Genomic DNA, 15,325 nt, shown 5'->3' with positions numbered 1-15,325 from the left:
GGGTTCGGGCGGCGCGGGGGTGTCGGGGGTCATGGGCGGTCCTCTCCCCAGGCGGACAGGTCGATCCAGGACTTGCCGGGCGCCGTGCGGGCGTCGGCGAAGGCGCGCTCCGCCCGGTCCGGGGGCACGCCCGGCCGCAGCACCCCGGCGAGCCGGGACGCCGCGTCGGCGACCGCCGCGACGGTGCCGGCGAAGTCGTCCGGGTGGTCGTAGATGAGGGAGCCGCGCACCTGGAGCTGCCGCCGGGTGAGTTCCATCGTGGAGAGCCCGACCGGCTCGCTGCTCATGCCGATCACCATGACGGTCCCGCCGGTCGAGACGCGGCGCGCCGACGTCTCCCAGGAGGCGGGGACCCCGGCGGTGTCGAAGACGAACGGGAAGGCGCGCTCGTCCCCGGGGCGGACGGGACGGGCCCCGATCCGCTCGGCGAACGCGACCCGGTCGGGCCGGGAGTCGGTGACGAACACGCGGGCCCCGGCCTCCAGGAGCGAAAGGCAGGTGAACAGCCCCTGCGATCCGGCGCCGACGACCAGGCACGCGGTGCCGGGGCCCACGCCCGCGCGGCGGACCGCGGACCGGGCCACCGCGTACGGCTCGATGCACGCCAGGATCCCCGTGTCGACCGGGGACGGCAGCGGCCACGCGAACCGCGCGGGGACGGCCACCCGCTCGGCGAGCACCCCGGGAACCGTGATGCCGGGGCTGAGCCTGCGCTCGCAGCCGGACGTCATGCCGCGCAGGCACGGCGGGCAGGCGAAGCAGCAGTAGTTGGGCTCGATCACGACCTGCTGCCCGACCCGCCGGTCGGTGACGTCCGGGCCCACGGCGACGATCCGGCCGCCGCCCTCGTGGCCCAGCACCCAGGGCAGGGCGGGCGTCGGGCGGGTGCCGTCGTGGACGCCGAGGTCCGATCCGCACAGGCCGACCGCGGTCATCTCGACGACCACGTCGTGCCGTCCGGGTTCCGGCTCCGCCCGGGAGTCGACGACCTCGGCGCGCCCAGGTTCCGTCAGGACGATTGCCCGCATGTGTTCCGTTCTTCGCTCGACGGTGGCGGCGGTCGTGTGACCTGCGCCACAAGGGTGGAATGTGTGGTTTGACATTAAAGTCATGGTCAGCGGCATGGCAAGCGGTTGCCAAAACTTTCCATCGTGGGGAAACTGGGGCGGGCGCCGAGGCGCGGGGCTCGTGGGTCGGGCGGAGGGGACGGCGCATGGCGGAAGGCAAGCCGGACGGCAAGTCGGACGGCAGGACGGACGGCAGGACGGACGGCAGGACGGCGCGGCCGACGATCTACGACGTGGCGCGGGAGGCCGGGGTGTCGCCGTCCACGGTGTCGCGCGCGATGTCCAACCCCGGACGCGTCAACGCGGTGACCGCCGCGCGGGTCGCCGAGGTGGCCGCCCGGCTCGGCTACCGCGCGAACACCCTGGCCCGGGCGCTGCCCTCCGGCCGGACCGACACCCTCGCCCTGTTCGTCTCCGACATCACCAACCCCCACTTCTTCGGGGTGATCCGGGGCGCCGAGCACCAGGCGCGCGCCGCGGGCTGCACGCTCATCGTCGGCGACACCGAGGAGTCGCCGGAGGTCGAGGCGCGCAACATCGAGCGGCTCGGCCCGTCCGTCGACGGCTTCGTGATCGCGGCGAGCCGGATGTCCGACGAGGAGATCACCAAGCTCGCCGCCGGGCACCGCATCACCCTGGTGAGCCGGCAGGTCGCCGGGGTGCCCAGCGTCAACGTCGAGCACGCCGAGGGCACCCGGCAGATCGTCGAGCACCTCGCCTCGCTCGGGCACCGCTCGATCGTCTTCCTCGCCGGGCCGCCCCGCTCCTGGCTGGGCGCGCGCCGCTGGGAGGCCCTCGCCACGGCCGCCGCGCGGCACGGCATCGACGCCCGCCGGATCGGCCCGTTCCCGCCCACCCTGGCCGGTGGCGCGGCCGCCGCCGACGCCGCGCTCGGGACGGGCGCGTCGCGGCCGTCGCGCACAACGACCTGCTCGCGATCGGCGTGCTGCGCCGGTGCGCCGAACGGGACGTCGCCGTCCCCGCCGACCTCAGCGTCGTCGGCTACGACGACATCTTCGGCGCGGACTTCTGCTCGCCGCCGCTGACCACGCTCGCCGGCCAGTTCGAGGAGTCCGGCCGGACCGCCGTCGACATGCTCCTCGCGGTGCGCGACCGCCACGGCGTCCGCCCCGCCCGCGACCAGGTCGTCCTGGACTCCCACCTCGCGATCCGCCGCTCCACCGGGCCCGCCCCGCGCTGACGGCCCGTCCGGCGGCACCGCTCGATCCGGTGCGATCTCGACGATCCGGTGCGAAAGGCGGGAAAGGCGCGGCGGGGTCCGGGGGATACGAGGGCGACCATCGCGACCGCGAACCGAAAGGCACCTACATGGGCGAGCCACTGACCGCGGACCCGCCGGGCGGCGGATCCGCGCGGGCGGACGACGCCGCCGCCGTGCGGGCGTCGCTGGACGACCCCGAACGGTTCGGCGAGATCTTCGACGCGTACTTCGCGGAGATCCGCGGCTACGCCGTCCGCAGGCTCGGCCCGGACGCCGGTGCCGACATCGCGTCCCAGACGTTCCTTGAGGCGTTCCGGGTGCGGCACCGCTACGACTCGTCCAGGGCGGCCGTCCGGACCTGGCTGTACGGCATCGCCACGAAGCTCGTCGCCAAGCACCGGCGCGGCGAGGTGCGCGGGCTGCGCGCCCGCGAGCGGCTAGGGCCGGGCCCGGTCGGACCGGCCGAGGGGCACGCCGAGCAGGTGGAGGCGCGGGTCAGCGCCCAGGGCGTGCGGGGACGGCTCGCGGGCGCGATCGCGAACCTGTCGGCGGGCGAACGGGACGTGCTGCTGCTCGCCGCCCTCGCCGACCTCGGCCACCGGGAGATCGCGGCGGCGCTCGGCGTCCCGTACGGGACGGTCGGGTCGCGGCTGAGCCGCGCGCGCAAGAAGCTGCGCAAGGCGCTGGGCGGAACGAACCCGATATGGGACGGGGAGGACGACCGTGGATGAAATGCGGATGATCAAGGACGCGTACGGGGAGCCCGCGCCGCCCACCGTCCGGGAGACGGCGGACGCCCGCGCCCGTATGTTCGGGGACGAACGGACGCCGCCACGCGCGCGCGCCGCGTCCGGTTCGGGTGGCCGGTCAAGACGGGGCTCGGGCTGGTCGCGGAGGGCGCGGCCGCGGCCGTCGCGATCTCGGCCGCCGGATCGGGGGCCGCGCCGTCCGGTCCGGGCGGTTCGCAGGCCGCCCCGGTGGACCTCGGCAAGCAGGCCGTCCTGGCGGCGGCGGAACGGGCCGCGAAGCAGGAGACCGGCAAGTACTGGTTCTCCGACATGATCAGCGGCCAGTCGTACATGATCCGGGCCGCGACCGGCTCCTACGCGATCGTCGGCGCGCACTCGGAGTACTTCCGCTGGGCCGGGGCCGAGCCGGGCATGGGCGAGGCGTTCTACGGCCGCGACATCCCGTCCAGGCCGCTGACGCCGAAGGACGAGGCGGCGTGGAAGAAGGCGGGCTCGCCGTCGGAGTTCCGCGTCTGGTCGAACGACCACTACTACACCTACGACCGGTCGAAGACGGCGTGGCGGGTCGACGATCCGAACCCGCAGGGCGGCGGGAAGTGGCTGGGCGGCCGCACGATCGAGGAGATCCAGGCCCTGCCGACCGACGCGAAGACCCTCGGCGAGAAATTCTTCGGTGCGGACTGGGAAGGCGCCAACGGCAAGCCGCCGGTGCTGGACGACCCCGAGGTCCGGGAGGCGATGAAGCGTCGGCGCGCCGAGATGAACCAGCCGCGCGACAAGGTCATCCGGGCGGGGGAGATCCTCCAGGACGCGCCGCTCTCGCCGGACACGCGGGCCGGGCTCATGCGGGCGCTGGCCGAGCAGCCGGGGATCACGGCGATCGGCGAGGCCGTCGACCCGCTCGGCCGGAAGGGGGTCGCGCTGGCCTCCGTGAGCACCCCGCGGACGGTCACCGGCGAGTACGGCACGCCGGCCGCCGAGCAGGGCCGGTACGGCAGCCGCGAGGAGATCGTCTTCGACCGGGAGACCGGCGAGGTGCTGGCGCTGCAGCAGGTCCTGACCGAGCCCGGCGGCCCGTACCGGGACCGCGAGCCCGGATTCGTGATCAACTATTTCGTCGTCCGCGACGCGGGCTGGACCGACAGCGAGCCGGAGCCGCCCGCGAAGCCGCCCTTCTGAGCCGGACGGGCCACGGGCCCGCCGTCCCCCGCCGGGGACGGCGGGCCTTCGGCGTCCGGCCCGGCCGCGGTCGCGGCGGAAAGCGAAAGCGGGTCGCGGAACCGGTGGAGTACCGGGTGACGACCATCCCCCCGGAGGTGTGCCATGCCCGACGAACCCGGCCCGCGGACGGCCCCGTGACCGCCGCGCCCGAGATCGACGACGCCACGCTCGTCACCGCGTCCCGCGACCGGCCCGACCGGTTCACCGACGTCTACGACCGGCACTTCCCGGTGATCCACCGGTACGTCGCCGGACGGCTCGGCGCGCAGGCCGCGGAGGACGTCGTCGCCGAGACCTTCCTCGCCGCGTTCCGCCGCCGCGACTCGTTCGACCCCGCGAAGGGCGACGTCCGGCCCTGGCTGTTCGGCATCGCGACCAACCTCGTCGCGCAGCACCGCCGCGCCGAGACCCGCCGCTACCGGGCGATGGCCCGCCTCGGCCCGGAACCGGACGCGGGCGGCTACGAGGACCGCGTCGCGACCGCCGTGTCCGCCGTGCGGATGCGGCCGAGCCTGGCGCGCGCGCTGGCCGGGCTGTCCCGCAAGGAACGCGACGTCGTGCTGCTCGTCGCGCTCGCGGAGCTGTCGCACCAGGAGATCGCGACCGTGCTCGGCATCCCGTTCGGCACGGTCGGGTCCCGGCTGAACCGGGCGGCGCCGGAAGCTGCGGGCGGCCCTCGCCCCGACGCAAGGAGACTGACCATGGACGAGATGAAGGCGATCGCGAGATGCTGGACGAACCCCCCACCCGGACGGCCGAGGACGAGGGGCGGCGGCGGCTCCGCCGGGAGATCGCGGACCCGGCGTCCGGTGCGGGCGGACGCGCGAAGGCGCGCTTCGGGTGGCCGCTCAAGGCCGGGCTCGGCGTCGTCGCGGCGAGGCGCGGCCGCGGCCGTCGCGATCTCGGCGATCGGCGCGGGCGACCCGTCCCCCCGGGGGCGGCGGGCAGGCGGGCGGCCCGCAGCCCGGCGTGGACCTCGGCAAGCAGGCCGTCCTGGTGGCCGCGGAGAACGCCGCGAAGCAAGAGACCGGCAAGTACTGGTTCTCCAACAAGCTCTCCGAGCAGTCGTACGTCGTGCGGGCCGAGTCCGGCACCTACGCCGTGGCGGGCGCGCGCATCGAGGACTTCAGCTGGACCGGTGCCGAGCCCGGCGTCGGCACGACGTTCCACTGGCGCGAGCTGCCCGCCGAACCGCTGACGCCGGCGGACGAGGCGGGCTGGAAGAAGGCCGGCGCCCCGGCGAAGATCAAGGTGTGGTCCACCGACAAGTCCCTCACCCTGGACGCGTCGAAGGGGTCGGAGTGGAAGAACGACGGCACGTCCGACGGCAGCCGCAAGTGGCTGCGCGGCGAGCTGACCTTGGAGGAGATGCAGAAGCTGCCGACCGACCCGAAGCAGCTCGCCGAGCGGTTCTTCAACGGTTCCGAGTCGCTCCGCAAGAACGCGATGATCCCGGAGGACGCGGAACTGCCCGCCCACATGAAGACGAAGGAGTTCCGCTCGCGTTGGCCGATCACCGTGGTCGGGCGCCTGAACTCGGTGCCGCTCCCCCCGAAGGTCCGGGCGGGCCTGATGCGGGCGCTGGCCGCGCAGCCCGGGGTGACGGCGATCGGTGAGACCACCGACTCGCTGGGCCGCAAGGGCGTCGCGCTGGCGTCCCTGCCGGAGGTCGTCGAGGTCACCGGCGAGTACGGCGGCCCGGCCGAGGACGCGGGCACCTACGAGAGCCGCGAAGAGATCGTCTTCGCCAAGGAGACCGGGAAGGTGCTGGCCCGGCGGACCGTGCTGACCAAGCCCGGCGCCACCTACCGGGACCTCAAGCCCGGATTCGTCATCTACGCCTCGACCGTCCGGGACAGCGGCTGGACCGACACCAAGCCCACGCCGCCCGTGGAGCAGCCCTCCTGACCCCGGCTCGCCCCGTCCCGTCCGCCCCGCCCCGCCAGACCCTCGGCCCCTCGGCCTCCGCCCCACACCGGAGCGAGGGGCCAAGGCCCGTCAGCCGGTGTGGACGGCGTCGCGGACGTTGATCGCCGCCGTCCCGAGCGTCGGACCGTACTCCCACGGGTCGTTGCCGTAGTGCCAGGCGTTGTGGCCGACGATGTAGCCCCAGCCCCGGGAGAGCGGCATCTCGGTGATCCACGGCCCGCCGCTGGAGCCGCCGCCCATGTCGCAGCCGATCCGCTTGTAGAGGGCGTCCGCCGCGGCGTAGCCGACGCAGAACCGCAGCTTGTTCGAGCTGATCCCGGAGCGGGCGGGATGCGTGTTCTGCGGGTACCCGAACGAGCGCGTGTCGTGGAACGTCGTCTCGTTGTAGCCCTCGCCGAACCGGTAGCCCTGGTATCCGACGACGTCGCCGACCCGGCGGCCGTTGCTGAGGTTCAGCGCGAGCGCGCCCATGTCGTACCGGTGGTTCTTGCCGTCGAAGTAGCCGTTCGGCGCCGCCCACGACCGGGCCGTCCACGTGCCGTACGGGCGCTTGCCGTCGTGGTAGTCGGGGACGAACGCGAAGTTCGAGTGCCAGTTGCGGCTGCCGTCGGTGACGCAGTGCCCGGCCGTCCAGATCGTGTTCCGGTTGGAGGAGTTGATCGTGGCGGCCGTGCAGTAGTAGCCGCTCCCGTTGCGGGTGTAGAAGAGCTTCCCGACGGTCCGGGCGGGCATCCGCCCGTGGTCCGCCCAGATCTTCGAGGTGGAGAAGTAGGTCAGCGCCTTGGTCTCGAAGGCCGGTTCGCCGGAACCGTCGGATTCGCCGGAACCGGCGGTGGCGGGCGGCATGTAGCCGTCGCCGCTTTCCGGCTCGGCCGCCGGAGGCGCCTCCGCGGCGGCCTGCCCGGACGCGGACGACTTGGCGGGCGGTGTCACCTCGGGGGCGGGGGTCGGTTTCGCGGCGGCCATGCGCTCGGGCGCCAGTACTCCTCGACCAGCGCGCCGACCGCGCCGCCGAGGCGGCGGCCGAGCCGTCGCGGCCGTCCAGGGGTCCGCGGCGGCCGGCTCCCGTGCTGCGCGCCGGGCGCACGGCGGGGGCTGCCGCCACCAGCGCGAGGAGGGTCGTGCCGAGAACGGTGAAGCGTCGTTTCATCACGAGTTGATCTTCGGCACGATCGGCGGGGAAGTCCTTGGCGTGCGGTCTACGGTTCCTTGACGATCCGTCTACGCGAGCCGTTCACGCGCGAGCCGTTCACGCGCGAGCGGCGAGCGCCCCGTGGCGGTAGTCGCTGGGTGCCAGCCCGAACGCGTCGCGGAACGCCCGCGAGAACGCCGAATGGTGCGTGAACCCCCACATCGCGGCGATGCGGTGGACCGGGACGGCGCGCAGCGCGGGATCGGCCAGCGCCAGCCGGGCGTGTTCCAGCCGCCGCAGCCGGATCCACGCCGCGACCGTGACGCCCTCCGCGCTGAACAGCCGATGCAGGTAGCTCACGGAGATGTGGTGCGCGGCGGCGACCGCGGCCGGGTCCAGGTCCGGGTCCTGGAGGTGCCGGTCGATGAACTCGTGCGCCCGCAGCAGCAGCGTCCGCCTGCGGGCCTCGGGCGGCGCGCCGTCCGTCCCGTCCGCCGCGCCGTCGGCGTCGAGCGCGTGGGCGAGCAGCGCCGAGACCAGGTCTGCCAGGACGGTCGCGAGGCGCGGGCCGTCGGACGGGCGGTAGGCGCCGGGGTCGGCGATGATGTTCGTCAGCGTGACCGCCAGCAGCCCCCCGATCCCGTCGCGCCCCGGCAGCGGCGGCCCGACCGCCCGGCCGATCCGGTCGGCCGGAACCGACAGCAGCCGCTTCGGCACCACGACCCCGGCGCATTCGAACGGGCCCGACCCGCCCGCCAGGCGGATCGTCGCGGGACGCGACGAGTCGTGCGCCGCCCACTGCGCGGGCCCGTACCGGAACTCGCGGTCGCCGCAGACGACCTCGACGTCCCCCCGCAGCACCAGCGACAGGTACAGCACCTCGGGATCGGCCAGCCGGACGAGCCGGGGCGTCCGGCGGACGGTCGCCGGGCTCGTCGCGGTCGCGAGGACGGTCACCGCGTCCGGGCCGGTGCCGAGCCGCAGCGTGCGCTCGCGCGCCTCGAACCGGTCGCGGTCGACGCTCAGCTCCACCGGGGCGCGGGACCGGGCCACCAGCTCGCGCCAGTAGTCGATCCGGTCCGCGCGGGGCACGTCCGCCGTCCTGAACACCGTCTCGATCAACCGAACCTCCGTGCCAACGAAGATCATCGCGAGAGGAAGGTACGGGGACCGGCCGGGTACGGGAGGCTGAACGGCGGAGGAACTTTCGTCAGGACGTCAGCCCGTCAGGTCGGCCGGGCGGGTGCCGATCTCGGTCAGCGGGAGGTCGAGCCCGGCCCGCTCCGTCAGCCACGTGGACGGCCGGTAGCGCGGGTCGCCGGTGCCCAGCGACAGCCCCTCCAGGATGTCGAGCACGACCTCCGCGCCCACGTGGTCGCCCCACTCCAGCGGGCCGCGCGGGTAGCCGAGGCCCAGCCGGACGGCCGTGTCGATGTCCGCCGGACGCGCGAGGTCCTGCTCAGCGATCCCGCACGCGACGTTCACGATCGACGCCAGCAGCCGCTGCGCGATCGGCGCCGGGCCGTCCCGCACGACGCTCACCGGACGTCCGGTCGCCGCGAGCGCCGCGAACGCCGCGCGTCCCGCGGCGCGGTCGACGGCCGGGTGCACGCCGAGCGTGAGCCGCGTGAAGAACCCGCCGAGCGGGTCGACGCTCAGCGTCCGCTCCGGCGGCAACCCCTCCTGCAGCGCGACCGCGCGCCCGGCTCCCCGTAGCGTCACCAGCACGACCGCCCGGCCGGACGGCGCGTCCGCCCGCTCCACCTCGACCCCGGCCGCCGACAGCAGCGCGCCCAGCGTCTCCCGCGCGCCCGCGCCCGGTCGGCGTCACCCGCGTGGATCCACACCGGCCGCCGCTCGGCGTCCCCGGGCACCGCCGCCTCGGCGGGCTCCCGCTTGACGCCGTCCACGTACGGGTAGAAGCCCTCGCCGGTCTTGCGGCCGAGCAGCCCCGCCTCCATGCGCGCCCGCCCCACGCGGGACGGGCGGAGCCGCGGCTCCGTGTAGAAGCCCGTCCACACGGACTCCATGACCGGGTGCGAGACGTCGAGGCCGGTCAGGTCGAGCAGCTCGCACGGGCCCATCTTGAGGCCCAGGACGTCCCGGGCGATCCGGTCGATGTCCACCGGTTCGGCGGCGCCCTCCGACAGGATCTGCATCGTCTCCGTCACCAGCCCGCGCCCCGCGTGGTTCACCAGGAACCCGGGCGCGTCGGGCGCGTGCACCGGCTCGTGGCCCAGCCGCCGGACGAGCGCGGCGAGCGCGTCCGGGATCCAGCCGGCCGTCCGCGCGCCCGCGATCACCTCGACGAGGCGCATCAGCGGCACCGGGTTGAAGAAGTGCAGCCCGGCCAGCCGGGACGGGTCGGTGAGGGGCGCCGCGATCGCCGTCACCGGCAGCGAGCTGGTGTTGGTCGCCAGCACCGTCCCCGCCGGGACCGCCTTCTCCAGCGCGGCGAACAGCTCCCGCTTGGTGTCCATGTCCTCGCGGACGGCCTCGACGACGAGGTCGCACTCGCCGAACGGCGTCAGCGGCTCGCCCACCGGACGCAGCCGCGCCTTCGCCGCCGCCGCGTCGGCGGCGTCCATCCGGCCCTTCGCGACGAGCTTGTCGAACATCCCGGAGACGTACTCGACCGCCTCGACGACCGCCTCCGGGCGGACGTCGGCGAGTTCGGCGGTCACGCCGCCCGCCGCCGCGAGCTGCGCGATGCCGCGCCCCATCGCGCCGGTGCCGATCACCCGGATCGTCCGCACGTCCCGCGCCCACCGCTCGGCGTTCCGCTCAGCGTCCTGCACCATGCCGTCTCCTCGTGCCGCCGTCCGTCGGCACGATGCTACGGGCGTCCCGGATGCCGGACCCGTCCCGGTGCGCGCCCGCGATCAGTACCCGCCGTCGTCGTCCTGCTCGTTCTGGTCGTTCCGCTCGTTGTCGTCCCGCTCCTGCTCGTCGTCGCCGTCCTCGCCGCCGCCGCATCCGGCCGTCACGGCGGCCGTGGCCCCGAGGACCCCGGCCACCGCGACCGCCGGGAGCGACGCCGGTGTCAGCGCCGTCACCACGGCGAGCAGCGCCTTGAGCAGTTTCATCGGCAACCCCGCCATCCGAGCCCCCCGCGTCCCGTGGACGGCGCGTCCGGAACCGGACGCGCCACGGGGGTGCTACCCCGGGCGCCGACGGTCTCACGCGTCCGCTCGGGACGCCCTCGGATCAGTCGTCGTCGAAGCCCTCGTCGTCGTCATCGTCGTCCCCGTCGTCGTCCGTCTCGACCGCGCAACCGGCGGACGCGACGGCGGTGGCGCCGAGCGCCCCGGCCACCGCGATCGCGGGCAGCGACACCGGCGTCACCGCCGTCAGCGCGGCGAGGAGCATCTTGAGCAGCTTCATCGGCAACCCGGCCATGGAACCCCCAAAAGGTGAGTGTGACCGGGAATGTAATGACTCCGGATCGCCCGCAGAAGGCCCGTTCGCGGCCGGGTCCGGTTCTTGTCCGAACCTCCACTGGGCGGAAGCCCGGCGGCCACCCGGCCGAAACGACGACATAACCTTCAGACTGCGCCGCCACTGACGAGTTGAGGAGCATGCACATGCGCGAAGCGGTCATCTGCGAGCCGCTGCGGACCCCGATCGGCCGGTTCGGCGGGGTACTGAAGCCCGTCTCGCCGGTCGAGCTGGCCGCCACCGTCATCCGGGCGCTCGTCCAGCGCACCGGCCTGCCCGGCGACGCGATCGACGAAGTCATCCTCGGACAGTGCAACCCCAACGCCGACGCCCCCGCGATCGGCCGCGTCGCCGCGCTGGACGCCGGGCTGCCCGTCGAGGTCGGCGGCACCCAGCTCGACCGCCGCTGCGGATCCGGACTCCAGGCGGTCCTGAACGCCGCCATGCAGATCCAGACCGGCGTCAGCGACGTGATCGTCGCGGGCGGCACCGAGAGCATGAGCAACGCCCCCTTCTACACGACGAAGGCGCGCTGGGGCGTGCGCGGCCCGTCCATCGACCTGCACGACGCCCTCGCCCAGGGGCGCGTCACCGCGGGCGGCATCAACCACCCGGTGCCCGGCGGGATGCTGGAGACCGCCGAGAACCTGCGGCGCGAGTACAAGATCGGCCGGGAGGAGCAGGACGAACTGTCCGTGCGGTCGCACGCGCGGGCCGTCGCCGCCCAGCGGGACGGACGGTTCGCCGACGAGCTCGTCCCCGTCACCGTCAAGGGCCGCAAGGGCGACACGGTCGTCGACACCGACGAGCACCCGCGCCCCGACACGTCCATGGAGGGGCTCGCGCGGCTGCGTCCCGTCCTCGGCAAGGGCGACCCCGAGGCCACCGTCACGGCCGGGAACGCCAGCGGGCAGAACGACGCGGCGGCCGCGTGCGTCGTGACGACGCCCGAACGCGCCGCCGAGCTCGGGCTGCGCCCGCTCGTCCGGCTCGTCTCGTGGGGGCGCGCGGGCGTGCCGCCGCGCACGATGGGCATCGGGCCGGTTCCGGCCACCGCCAAGGCGCTCGCCGCCGCCGGGCTGACCCTCGCCGACATGGACCTCATCGAGCTGAACGAGGCGTTCGCCGCGCAGGTCCTCGCCGTCGGCCGCGAGTGGGGCCTGGCGGACGGCGACTGGGACCGCGTCAACGTCAACGGGTCCGGCATCTCGCTCGGCCACCCGGTCGGCGCGACCGCGCCCGCATCCTGGCGACCCTCGCCCGCGAGATGGACCGCCGCGAGGCCCGCTACGGCCTGGAGACGATGTGCATCGGCGGCGGCCAGGGCCTCGCCGCGATCTTCGAACGCGTCTGACGCACCGCCCGCCGGACCCCGGTGCCCGCCTAGGGCGCCGGGGTCCGCTGCACCGGCGAGCCGGGCGCGGGCGTCCACGCCGGGTCCCGTCCGGTCATGGCGATCAGCCGGTCGAGCGGCGCGGCGCCGTCCGGCACCCGGACGGCCGGGCCGAACAGCCCGTCGACGCCCGTGCCGCCGCTCTCCTCGACCGACGGCCCCACGAACGCGAGGCACGCCTCGACCTCGTCCGCCCCGGCCTCGTACGGCTGCCCGGTGGCGCGCGCGACGTCCCAGCCGTGCACGACGATCTCGTTCAGCGCGACGTTCCCCGCGATCTCGCCCGGCAGCTTCACCCCGCCCGCCTCCGTCATCCCTTCCCAGGCTTCGGGGGCGCGCCACGCGGCGGCGAGCTCGTCCAGCAGTTCGGGGATGCGAGCGCGCCAGTCGGACACGAGCCGCGCCGCGTCGACGGTCGGCGGCCGCGAGCCGCCCTCGGGCAGGTCCTTGGTCGCGGCCTGCGCGAACGCGATCGACAGCCCGTGGACGTGGTCGAGCAGCGCGGCGAGGTTCATGTCCGCGCACGGCGTCGGCATGGTCAGTGCGGAGTCGGGGATCGCGGCGAGCAGCCCGGCCAGCCGTCGGGCGGCGGGGCCGTGGTCGATGGTCGTCGTCATCGGTGCGTCCTCCTGGTGGCAGTCCCGGTCTTCAGGATGGGGACTCCCGGACGGCGCGGAACTCATCGATAGTCGGAACGGCGATTCGACGGTGTGCCGGGACGCGGAAGGAGCTGTGCGCGCGCACAAGAAGATTGTGACGGAACAGCGGACGAACGTTCCGCCGTAGGCGCTGTGTACCGGGGGAGGAGCCGCCGGGTACGCTCCGTCCTGGTCTGCGACGGTGCCGACCTGCGTGTGGAACACATAAGCTACTACCGAGTAGTATTCGGGACCCGGATGAGGCGCAGTCTGTCACGAGCCCTACGCTGACTGCCATCGCCCGTACCCAGGAGGACGGAACAGTGTACTGGATCACGTTGATCATCGGGCTCGCCGGACTGGCGGTCACGTTGGCGCTCGCCGGGCGGCGGGTGCAGTTCCTGTACAAGACCGCGATGGTCGGGCAGCCGACCCGGAGCGGACGCTGCAGGTCAAGCGGGAGCCCAAGAAGGCCGTCGAGGGCCAGGCCGTCGAGGTCCTCGGCCAGCGCAAGCTGCTGAAGTGGACGATCGCCGGCGCCGCGCACTTCGCGGTGATGTGGGCGTTCTTCCTGCTCGCCACCGTCTACCTCGAAGCCGCCGTCCAGTTGCTGTTCGGGCTTGAGGCGCACATCCCGTTCCTGCAGACATGGGGCCCGATCGGGTTCGTCCAGGACACCATCGCCCTGGCGTGCTTCCTGGGCCTGGCGGTGTTCACCGCGATCCGGTTCAAGAACTCCCCCAAGCGCATCGGCCGCAAGTCGCGGTTCTCCGGCTCGCACCTGTCGGGCGCCTGGATCACGCTGTTCATGATCTTCAACGTGATCTGGACGATGTTCTTCTTCCGGGGCGTGGAGGTCGCGCGCGACAACTTCGGCTACAGCGGCGCCGCGTACTTCTCCCACCTGACCGGGAACCTGTTCGAGGGCATGTCCGACGACACCCTCCACGTGCTCGAAGCCGTCGGCCTGCTGCTGCACATCGCCGTCGCGTTCATCTTCCTGGTGTTCGTCGTGCACTCCAAGCACCTGCACATCTTCCTGGCCCCGCTGAACGTCATGTTCAAGCGCCGTCCGGACGGCCTGGGCGCCGCGCAGCCGATGATGTCGGGCGGCAAGCCCCTCGACTTCGAGGAGGCCGACCCCGACGAGGACGTCTTCGGCCGCGGCAAGATCGAGGACTTCACCTGGAAGGGCTTCCTCGACATGGCGACCTGCACCGAGTGCGGTCGCTGCCAGTCCCAGTGCCCGGCGTGGAACACCGGCAAGCCCCTGTCGCCCAAGATGGTGATCCTGGAGCTGCGCGACCACGCCCTGGCCAAGGCCCCCTACATGCTCGCCTCCGAGGAGGAGCGCGAGAAGTTCACCGACGAGCAGAAGCTCGCCATGCAGGTGGACAAGGAACTCGTCGCCGACGACGGCGTCATCCACCCCGACGTCCTGTGGTCGTGCACCAACTGCGGCGCGTGCGTCGAGCAGTGCCCGGTCGACATCGAGCACATCGACCACATCCTGGACATGCGCCGCTTCCAGGTGATGATCGAGTCCTCGTTCCCGTCCGAGGCCGGCGTCATGCTGAAGAACCTGGAGAACAAGGGCAACCCGTGGGGGATGTCCGAGATGAAGCGCCTGGAGTGGATCGAGGAGCTCGACTTCGAGGTCGAGGTCGTCGACGACAAGCTCCCCGAGGACACCGAGTACCTGTTCTGGGTCGGGTGCGCGGGCGCCCTGGAGGACCGGGCCAAGAAGACCACCAAGGCCGTCGCCGAGCTGCTGCACATCGCGGGCGTCAAGTTCGCGGTGCTCGGCCCGATGGAGGCCTGCACCGGTGACCCGGCCCGCCGCCTGGGCATGGAGTTCGTCTTCCAGATGCTCGGGCAGCAGAACGTCGAGACGCTCAACGACGCCGGGGCGAAGAAGATCGTCGCGACGTGCCCGCACTGCTTCAACACCCTGGCCAACGAGTACCCGCAGATCGGCGGGGACTACGAGGTCGTCCACCACACCCAGCTGCTCGCGCACCTGGTCGAGGAAGGCAAGCTCACCCCGGTCACCCCGATCGAGGAGAACATCACCTACCACGACCCCTGCTTCCTGGGCCGCCACAACAAGGTCTACAAGCAGCCGCGCGACATCATGGCGACCGTCCCCGGCGTCAAGACCCAGGAGATGCACCGGCACAAGGACCGCGGCTTCTGCTGCGGCGCCGGCGGCGCCCGGATGTGGATGGAAGAGCGCATCGGCAAGCGCATCAACACCGAGCGCGTCGACGAGGCACTGGAGACCAACCCCGACACGGTCTCCACCGCGTGCCCGTTCTGCCTGGTCATGCTCGGTGACGCGATCAACGAGAAGAAGAACTCCGGCGACGCCAAGGAATCCCTGGAAGTCGTCGACGTCTCCCAGCTGTTGATCCGCTCCATCAAGGGCGAGGGCACCGCCCCCGAGAAGGAACCCGTCGCGGCCGAGTAACGCGCGCGCACACGGCCCCGTCCCCGGTTCGTCCGGGGGCGGGGCCGTTGCCCTTGGCCGGATGGT

Annotated in this window: 14 protein-coding genes and 3 pseudogenes; 9 read left to right on the top strand and 8 right to left on the bottom strand. The window is 73.4% G+C overall.

What is annotated here, in order from left to right; genetic code table 11:
- Positions 1-29: 29 nt before the first annotated feature.
- On the bottom strand, positions 30-1,028 hold the full coding sequence (locus BJF79_RS40940) for a zinc-dependent alcohol dehydrogenase (protein ID WP_075905482.1): 999 nt from the start codon (positions 1,026-1,028) through the stop codon (positions 30-32).
- A 59-nt stretch (positions 1,029-1,087) separates the two neighbouring features.
- On the opposite strand from BJF79_RS40940, the pseudogene BJF79_RS64070 reads away from it, so the two are divergent.
- From BJF79_RS64070 to BJF79_RS64055, 6 genes and pseudogenes are all read left to right on the top strand, one after another.
- Positions 1,088-1,831 (top strand): annotated as a pseudogene (locus tag BJF79_RS64070) (LacI family DNA-binding transcriptional regulator); the annotation flags it as partial.
- 2 nt (positions 1,832-1,833) lie between these two features.
- Positions 1,834-2,268: a substrate-binding domain-containing protein gene (locus BJF79_RS64065; RefSeq protein ID WP_262403332.1), complete on the top strand. Its 435-nt coding sequence runs from the start codon at positions 1,834-1,836 to the stop codon at positions 2,266-2,268.
- Between the two features lie 128 nt (positions 2,269-2,396).
- Positions 2,397-3,020 carry an RNA polymerase sigma factor gene (locus tag BJF79_RS40930; protein ID WP_143220834.1) on the top strand — a complete coding sequence of 208 codons (624 nt, stop codon included), beginning with the start codon at positions 2,397-2,399 and terminating at the stop codon, positions 3,018-3,020.
- 246 nt (positions 3,021-3,266) lie between these two features.
- Entirely contained in the window at positions 3,267-4,217 is a 951-nt protein-coding gene (locus BJF79_RS40925) for a hypothetical protein (protein ID WP_075905480.1), read from the top strand.
- A gap of 104 nt (positions 4,218-4,321) precedes the next feature.
- Positions 4,322-4,852, top strand: a pseudogene (locus BJF79_RS64060) (RNA polymerase sigma factor); the annotation flags it as partial.
- 247 nt (positions 4,853-5,099) lie between these two features.
- The gene (locus BJF79_RS64055; protein ID WP_262403326.1) at positions 5,100-6,167 is read left to right on the top strand and encodes a hypothetical protein; all 1,068 of its coding nucleotides are present in this window, start codon (positions 5,100-5,102) and stop codon (positions 6,165-6,167) included.
- A 90-nt stretch (positions 6,168-6,257) separates the two neighbouring features.
- On the opposite strand, the gene BJF79_RS40910 is transcribed toward BJF79_RS64055, so the two are convergent.
- From BJF79_RS40910 to BJF79_RS54620, 6 genes are all read right to left on the bottom strand, one after another.
- Positions 6,258-7,154 (bottom strand): trypsin-like serine peptidase, encoded by an 897-nt coding sequence (locus BJF79_RS40910; RefSeq protein ID WP_075905476.1) that lies wholly within the window; start codon positions 7,152-7,154, stop codon positions 6,258-6,260.
- A 283-nt stretch (positions 7,155-7,437) separates the two neighbouring features.
- Positions 7,438-8,442: an AraC family transcriptional regulator gene (locus BJF79_RS40905; protein ID WP_262403325.1), complete on the bottom strand. Its 1,005-nt coding sequence runs from the start codon at positions 8,440-8,442 to the stop codon at positions 7,438-7,440.
- Between the two features lie 96 nt (positions 8,443-8,538).
- Entirely contained in the window at positions 8,539-9,042 is a 504-nt protein-coding gene (locus BJF79_RS64050) for a 3-hydroxyacyl-CoA dehydrogenase family protein (RefSeq protein ID WP_262403324.1), read from the bottom strand.
- Positions 9,039-10,121, bottom strand: a complete 1,083-nt coding sequence (locus BJF79_RS40900; protein WP_262403323.1) for a 3-hydroxyacyl-CoA dehydrogenase NAD-binding domain-containing protein — start codon at positions 10,119-10,121, stop codon at positions 9,039-9,041. Before BJF79_RS40900 ends, BJF79_RS64050 begins: the two co-directional genes overlap by 4 nt.
- An 81-nt stretch (positions 10,122-10,202) precedes the next feature.
- On the bottom strand, positions 10,203-10,406 hold the full coding sequence (locus tag BJF79_RS40895; protein ID WP_075905472.1) for a hypothetical protein: 204 nt from the start codon (positions 10,404-10,406) through the stop codon (positions 10,203-10,205).
- A gap of 121 nt (positions 10,407-10,527) precedes the next feature.
- A complete protein-coding gene (locus BJF79_RS54620) occupies positions 10,528-10,719 on the bottom strand; it encodes a hypothetical protein (protein ID WP_143220833.1) in 192 nt (63 codons plus the stop codon).
- A 185-nt stretch (positions 10,720-10,904) separates the two neighbouring features.
- Here BJF79_RS54620 and BJF79_RS40890 point away from each other — a divergent pair.
- Positions 10,905-12,112, top strand: a pseudogene (locus BJF79_RS40890) (acetyl-CoA C-acetyltransferase).
- Between the two features lie 29 nt (positions 12,113-12,141).
- On the opposite strand, the gene BJF79_RS40885 reads toward BJF79_RS40890, so the two are convergent.
- Positions 12,142-12,768 (bottom strand): TIGR03086 family metal-binding protein, encoded by a 627-nt coding sequence (locus BJF79_RS40885; protein WP_075905470.1) that lies wholly within the window; start codon positions 12,766-12,768, stop codon positions 12,142-12,144.
- A gap of 344 nt (positions 12,769-13,112) precedes the next feature.
- Between BJF79_RS40885 and BJF79_RS67865 the strand changes: the two genes are divergently transcribed.
- Both BJF79_RS67865 and BJF79_RS40880 read left to right on the top strand, forming a co-directional pair.
- Positions 13,113-13,310: a hypothetical protein gene (locus BJF79_RS67865; RefSeq protein WP_410050209.1), complete on the top strand. Its 198-nt coding sequence runs from the start codon at positions 13,113-13,115 to the stop codon at positions 13,308-13,310.
- Positions 13,311-13,342: 32 nt separating this feature from the next.
- Positions 13,343-15,259 (top strand): (Fe-S)-binding protein, encoded by a 1,917-nt coding sequence (locus BJF79_RS40880; protein ID WP_410050208.1) that lies wholly within the window; start codon positions 13,343-13,345, stop codon positions 15,257-15,259.
- Positions 15,260-15,325 lie beyond the last annotated feature (66 nt).

The sequence above is a fragment of the Actinomadura sp. CNU-125 genome (genome assembly GCF_001942465.1).
In the GTDB taxonomy this organism is placed as follows: Bacteria; Actinomycetota; Actinomycetes; order Streptosporangiales; family Streptosporangiaceae; genus Spirillospora.
Note: the sequence above shows the minus strand (reverse complement) of the source record. Positions and strands in the feature narration are given on the sequence as shown.

Bases quoted from the DNA above. Each gene is read 5' to 3' on its own strand.
- BJF79_RS40910 (WP_075905476.1), bottom strand. From the start codon at position 7,154: ATGGCCGCCGCGAAACCGACCCCCGCCCCCGAGGTGACACCGCCCGCC.
- BJF79_RS40930 (WP_143220834.1), top strand. From the start codon at position 2,397: ATGGGCGAGCCACTGACCGCGGACCCGCCGGGCGGCGGATCCGCGCGG.
- BJF79_RS54620 (WP_143220833.1), bottom strand. From the start codon at position 10,719: ATGGCCGGGTTGCCGATGAAGCTGCTCAAGATGCTCCTCGCCGCGCTG.
- BJF79_RS40895 (WP_075905472.1), bottom strand. From the start codon at position 10,406: ATGAAACTGCTCAAGGCGCTGCTCGCCGTGGTGACGGCGCTGACACCG.
- BJF79_RS40885 (WP_075905470.1), bottom strand. From the start codon at position 12,768: ATGACGACGACCATCGACCACGGCCCCGCCGCCCGACGGCTGGCCGGG.
- BJF79_RS40940 (WP_075905482.1), bottom strand. From the start codon at position 1,028: ATGCGGGCAATCGTCCTGACGGAACCTGGGCGCGCCGAGGTCGTCGAC.
- BJF79_RS40900 (WP_262403323.1), bottom strand. From the start codon at position 10,121: ATGGTGCAGGACGCTGAGCGGAACGCCGAGCGGTGGGCGCGGGACGTG.